The 6,000-nt window shown below is 62.1% G+C and carries 5 protein-coding genes; 1 reads left to right on the forward strand and 4 read right to left on the reverse strand.

All coding sequences use genetic code 11. The annotated features are described in order from the left end of the window. Position 1: 1 nt before the first annotated feature. Entirely contained in the window at positions 2 to 1,165 is a 1,164-nt protein-coding gene (locus ATO3_RS27330; RefSeq protein WP_008335662.1) for an ATP-binding protein, read from the reverse strand. A 129-nt stretch (positions 1,166 to 1,294) separates the two neighbouring features. On the opposite strand from ATO3_RS27330, the gene ATO3_RS27335 reads away from it, so the two are divergent. Next, entirely contained in the window at positions 1,295 to 1,588 is a 294-nt protein-coding gene (locus tag ATO3_RS27335; protein WP_008335665.1) for a helix-turn-helix domain-containing protein, read from the forward strand. An 8-nt stretch (positions 1,589 to 1,596) separates the two neighbouring features. Here ATO3_RS27335 and ATO3_RS27340 read toward each other — a convergent pair whose 3' ends face one another. The 3 genes from ATO3_RS27340 to ATO3_RS27350 all read right to left on the reverse strand — a co-directional run. Then, on the reverse strand, positions 1,597 to 2,508 hold the full coding sequence (locus tag ATO3_RS27340) for a DUF2493 domain-containing protein (RefSeq protein WP_008335666.1): 912 nt from the start codon (positions 2,506 to 2,508) through the stop codon (positions 1,597 to 1,599). A 298-nt stretch (positions 2,509 to 2,806) separates the two neighbouring features. Beyond that, positions 2,807 to 3,853 (reverse strand): DUF7146 domain-containing protein, encoded by a 1,047-nt coding sequence (locus ATO3_RS27345; protein ID WP_008335668.1) that lies wholly within the window; start codon positions 3,851 to 3,853, stop codon positions 2,807 to 2,809. Continuing rightward, positions 3,850 to 6,000 (reverse strand): strawberry notch C-terminal domain-containing protein (locus ATO3_RS27350; protein WP_198963367.1); only part of this gene is annotated, 2,151 nt, incomplete at its 5' end. The genes ATO3_RS27350 and ATO3_RS27345, both read right to left, overlap by 4 nt.

Genomic DNA, 6,000 nt, shown 5'->3' on the forward strand with positions numbered 1-6,000 from the left:
GTCATAGCGCGCTCAACAACTCGATTGCATGTGCCAGTGGTAACGCTCGAATGTCCTTCGCGACGGGGACCTCATGCTCACCGGCATAGACCAGGAGCTTTCGGTTGGCTCCAATGTCCTCGGCCCCTGTGTGAAATCCTCTCGAAACCTTTGGTGCAGTCGTCCGTTTGATCTCAACAGCCCAGATGTCGCCGCTTGGCAAACGCAAAACCAAGTCGAGTTCAGCACCGGCCGAAGTGCGATAGAAGAAAGGTTCGGTGCCTAAAGGGGCGGCAGCAAGAAGCGCCTCGATACAGAACCCCTCCCAACTGCCACCGACGACCGGGTGCCCGAGCAAGCCTTCTGTCGTGCCGATGCCCAACAGCGCATGCACGATGCCGCTGTCTCTCACATAGACCTTTGGCGATTTCACCAGACGCTTGCCGACATTCTCGTGCCAGGGCTGCAGGCGTCTCACCAGCATGAGATCGACGAGCAGATCGAGGTAGCGCCCAACGGTCTGGCCGGACACGCCCAATCCCTCGGCAAGGGCCGCGGCGTTCAGAAGGCCGCCCTGGACATGCGCAAGCATCGTCCAGAACCGCCGCAAGGTCGCTGCCGGAATCCGAGGTCCGAGGGCAGGGATGTCTCGCTCCAGATAGGTGCGCAGGAAATCCAGACGCCAGTCCATACTTGCCCGATCGCTCGCGGCCTGAAAGCTGTCGGGAAAGCCGCCGCGCAGCCAGAGCAAGTTCAACTGATCGGCCCCCACCTCGTCAGGCTGCAAGGGGGGCATTTCAACATATCGAACACGACCGGCGAGGGATTCCGCCGTTTGGTGCAAGAGGATATTGGAAGCCGATCCCAATAGCAGGAACTGTCCCGTCCGAAACCCGGCCCGCCGACGCTGATCGATCTGGCCGCGCAAGGTTCTGAAGAGGTCAGGCATCTGCTGCACCTCGTCGAGGATGACGAGTTTGCCCGCCTGTTCGTCCAGATAGAGATCTGGTTCAGTCAGGATTTGCCTGTCCGCCTCACGCTCAAGGTCGAGATAGACAGATGGGCGCTCTGATGCGATGTCGAGTGCAAGTGTTGTCTTTCCGACCTGTCGGGGGCCGAGAAGGACCACAGCCGCTTGGCTCTCCAAGGAAGACTGAACGAATTGTTGGGTCTTGCGTTTGTACATACCTTGCAATTACTCCACGATACGGAAGATTTGCAAGGTTAATCTTACCTACGGCCATAGCTAGTTGCTCAAGCCGAAGTATCTTACTGCCCCAGCAAAACAGCCGTGGCCAAGGAGCATCGACGCAAAATGAGTGCATTCAAATCTGTATCCAAGGGCCTCGAAGAGGCTCTGGCCTTCGCGAATGGCGATTTGGCCGACGCCAAAGTGCATGAAGTGTCCGTGGCGGAGGTCGATGTCGCCGAAGTCCGGCAACGGACGGGCCTGTCCCAGGCCGAGTTCGCCAAGAGCATTGGCGTCGCGAAAGGTACGCTCCTGAACTGGGAACACGGGCGCCGGCACCCGACAGGCCCAGCACAGGTTCTGCTGGCATTGATCGCCAAGAAGCCTTCCGTCGTACAGGACCTCTTGCGCGGGGCGTGAACCGGGGCCTAAGCCCCGATCCTCTTGATGCGGATTCCGAGCTTGCGGGCCTTGTCGACGATGTTCTCGGTGATGCCCGAACCGGGCGTGGCAATCAGACCCTGTGGCATGGTTTCGAGCATCTTGTCGTTGCGCTTGAAGGGGGCGGCCTTGCCGTGGCTCTTCCAGTCGGGCTTGAAGACCACTTGGGTAACGCCACGGGTATCTGCCCAGCGGGCCGCGATCATCTCGGCACCTTTGGGCGTACCGCCGTGCAGCAGCACCATGTCGGGATATTTCGTATGGGTGGCATCGAGGACGGACCAGATCAGATCGTAGGCGTGATAATCCCCGCCCGAGAAAGCGATCCGCGTGCCTTCGGGGCAGTGCACCTCGGTCTCTTTGCGGCGCTTGGCCGAGAGATAGGCCCGGCTGTCCACCACGGCGGAAGTCAGGCCGCGATGCGAGACCTTGGAACCGGTGCGGGGCAGCCAAGGAGACCCGGTGGCGGCCGAGAAGTGGTCCACGGCCAGATCGCGCATCTGTTCGAAGGCGTCGCGATGGTCCCAGAGCTTAAGCCCGATCAACTGGAGGCGTTCCAGTTCAACCGAAGCGACCTCGGAACCGTCCTGGATGGCCAAACTTTCCCGGACCTCGAATTCGTTATCGTCGAGAAGCTTCTGGATATGGGCAAGCCGGCGATGGAAGATCGAGGTGAGGGACCAGAGCATCTCTTCGAGATTGTCTTCCAACTGGCTGCCGGTGAGGAGGCCGATAGTGGTGTCGAAAAGTGTCGCCATGGCGAGCTCGACCTCGTCAGGCTGGGGCAGGGGGCGATGATCGGTCTCGCCGGGTCCTGGTGTTGCGCCATGAAGTGCGAGGTGGTCGAGGATGGCGGAGGTTACGCCGGTTTCCTCGGGGATGTCTGTCTGATGGGGCATTGTCTGGTTCCTCTGATTGATCTGACCCGATTTGGATGGGGCGATAACAGGACCGGCGGCGACCGGGCCGCATCCGTCAGGATCGGAGCGCAGCGGAGAATGCGCCCAGGGCCGGAAAATTGCTCCCGCGAGGAATGAGCCGAAGGCTCAGGGGAATTTTCTGGTGCGGGGCGCATTGCTGTCCGGGCGAGGAGCACTCTGCTCCGACCCGCCGGTCCATCGCTCCTCTTTTCCAAACGGGTTCAGATCGAACCCGCGGAACCTTTGCCCTGTCGGACGTCACTTATGGGGCTGGCGCTCACCCGTCCTCGATCTCCAGACCTTGTACTTTCATGGCCTCAAGCAACGACCGGCGCAGCGCATCTTTGCCAAATGCCCGCAGATCGTCGTTGAAATCGCCCATGTTTGGCACGAGACCACCACAGGCAATACCAAGCGATTCCAGTTGGTTACGCAGTCTCAGTGATGCGGTTCGTCCCGCTTCGTCATTGTCCCGCGCGATCCAGATACGCTTGATCCCCGGCGGCGGGATGAAGAGGCCGAGATGGGTGGCAGTGAGACAGGAGGCGAGGTCAAACTCGGAGAGAGCCGTGCCGACCGAGAGGGTGTTCTCGAGACCTTCACCGACGATGAGATCGCTGCGCGCCTTGCCGGACCAGAAGCGGATGGCATGGCCGTGCAGCTGTCCGAGGATCCGCTTCGGGCTCTCGATCTCGGCCAAACCGCCGGTGGACGGGTCGAGATAGAAGCGTGCGCAGCCGGTGATCTGGCCCCGATTGTCGGTGATCTTCGCGAGCAGGGCAGGGGCCCTTTGCGGCGGATCGGCGTCGTCCTCGCCCTGCCGCAGGAAAACCCGCGGGTGATAACGCAGCGCCGGACCCAGCCGTGTGATCCCGCGCCCCTGCAGATAGGTGGCAGCCAAGGTGCCGAGAACCGGCTTGCCAGCGGCAAAGAGCTTCCGCGCCCGCGCAATGCGTTTGCTAGAGGCAGCATCGGGGCACTCAGCCCTTTGGGTGTCACAAGGTAAGGAAGGGCAGGGGGCCTCGCCGAGAAAGGACCGGGCCTCCCTCAGCGTTTCCTTGAGCGTGACCGAACCAAGCCGTTCATGCATCAGGTCAATCAGATCGCCATACTCACCGGTCGCGAAATCGGTCCAAGATCCGGCTTTGCGCCCACCCTGAGCTTGCAGCCGGATGGCGAGGCTCTGACCCTTTGCGCCCGAAGTGTCGCCAACCTGCCAATAGTTGCCCTGCTTGGACCCCTCGGGGAAATACTGGCGGCAGAAACTCTCGGCGCGGTCTGCAAGATCAGCCGAGAGGTCTGCGATGCTGCGCCGCGCGCTCATGCGGCTGCATCCGCTGCGCTTGCGCCAACCGGATGCGCGGCAAGGACCCGCGCCAGCACCTCGGTGCAATCCACCGGGATGAACACCCGCGTCTTCCACTGGATCACCTCGGTGAAACAGCCCAAGGCCTTCAATGCGGGCAGTGCCGCGCCCGACGCTCCGATCAGCTCGAGCCTCGGCTGTCCCATGACCAGAGAGCGACGCAACTGGTAGCCCCCAAGCAGGCTGAGGGTCGTCTTCGCGTCCATGACCGCGCCGAACACCTCCTGCGGCGTCATCTCAATCTGGCAGTCGAGACCAAGGCGCGCATAGACATTGAGAAGCTGTTCCTGGCTGACCAAGCGGCCGATGGCGCGCTCCCCGTCCTCGGTCTGCAGACGATAGATCCGCATGTTGTCGGCGGGCAGCCGGTCCCAGATCGGCAGGAGGAGGCCGCAGATCAGCGTGATCTTCGATGTAGTGAACTCCGGCACCGCGTCGACCTCGGCCTGCCAGAGCTGCTCGAACATCGCATCATCGATCTCTTCCCAGTGCGACTTCGAGAACTCGGTCAGCGCGAGGATTTCGGTCGCCATGGGCCGCAGGAGCTTCACCCGCAAGATCGGCACGCCATCCTCGTCCATGAAGGCCGGCGCTTTCACCATCAGGGCCGCGCGTTTGGAGGTCTTGTTCCAGCACAGCGTCGCGCCTCTTGTGTCGGCGCAGATGGCTTTGACGCGGGGCAGAGTGAGCGGATCGTTGCGATCGATACGCTCCACGGTCAGCGCAGTTGCCGTCGCGCCCGTCGCCTCATGCTCGAAGATGACCTTGCGATCAACGATCTCAAACTTCTCGGCGCGCAGGGTCTCTAGCCCGACATCGAGGGTGCCTGCCTGACGCGCGTCCTCAATTATCGCCGAAAGAAACCCGCCGAAGGCCTCGAAGATCGCGTCCTGCATGTCGATGCGGAGCGCGAGGCAGCGGTTCAGGAACTGCTGGATCGGCGGCAGGGTTTCCTTCATCGTGCCATCCGCCTCATCGAGCGTCAGCCCGGTCATCTCCTGGAACCTGGAGTAGGAGCAGGCGTCGATCTTGCCCGCGCGCAGCTTGTAGAAGAACTGCCGCAACGCCGCTCGTGCATAAGGGCTCTCGAGGTTGTCCTCGGCGCGGAACATGTTCTGCCCACCCGTCTCGCGTTGCCCCTTGGTGATGGCCCCGAGCGTATCGAGGCGGCGGGCGATGGTGGAGAGGAACCGCTTCTCACCCTTCACGTCTGTGGCAACGGGGCGAAAGAGCGGCGGCTGCGCTTGGTTCGTGCGGTTGGTACGCCCCAGCCCCTGAATCGCATTGTCGGCTTTCCAGCCAGGCTCAAGCAAGTAATGCACCCGGAGGCGCTGGTTCTTTGCACCAAGATCGGCGTGGTAGCTGCGCCCCGTGCCACCGGCGTCAGAAAAGATCAGGATGCGCTTGGCGTCATCCATGAAGGCCTGGGTTTCGCCGAGGTTGGAGGAGGCGGCTCGGTTCTCGACCTTGAGCCGCCCTTCACGCGTCCTCGCGATGCGCCGCTTGCGCCCCGTGACCTCGGCCACCGCATCGCCCCCGAAATGCCACAGGATCTGATCGAGCGCGCCCTGCACCGGGGCAAGGGCACCGAGATGCTCGACAAGCTCATCCCGCCGCCGCTCCGCCTCACGGCAGATAATCGGATTGCCATCACCATCGAGGGCGGGACGCGAGCGTAGGTCGCCGTTCTCGTCGGAGTAGGGCTCGAAGAGCTGCGTCGGGAAGCTGTGCATGAGGTAGTCCATGATGTTCTCGCGCGGCGTAAAATCGACCTGCAGGTCGTCCCACTCCGAGGGCGGGATCTCTTCGAGGCGCCGTTCCATCACCGCCTCGCTGGTCGAGACCACCTGAATCACGGCCGAATGCCCCGCGGCCAGGTCCGCTTCGATCGCATGGATGAGCGAAGGGCATTTCATGGCGGTGATGAGATGATTGAAGAAACGCTGCTTGTTGCTCTCGAAGGCCGAGCGCGCAGCGGATTTCGCCTGGGGGTTCAGCGTACCGGTCTCGGAGGAAATACCCGAGGCCTGAAGGGCGGCCTCCAAGTTGGTGTGGATGATCTGTAATCGCGAGGACGCGATAATGCGAAGGTGTCCGGGATTCAT

This window comes from Marinibacterium profundimaris, from assembly GCF_002210095.1.
Taxonomy (GTDB): Bacteria; Pseudomonadota; Alphaproteobacteria; order Rhodobacterales; family Rhodobacteraceae; genus Marinibacterium; species Marinibacterium profundimaris.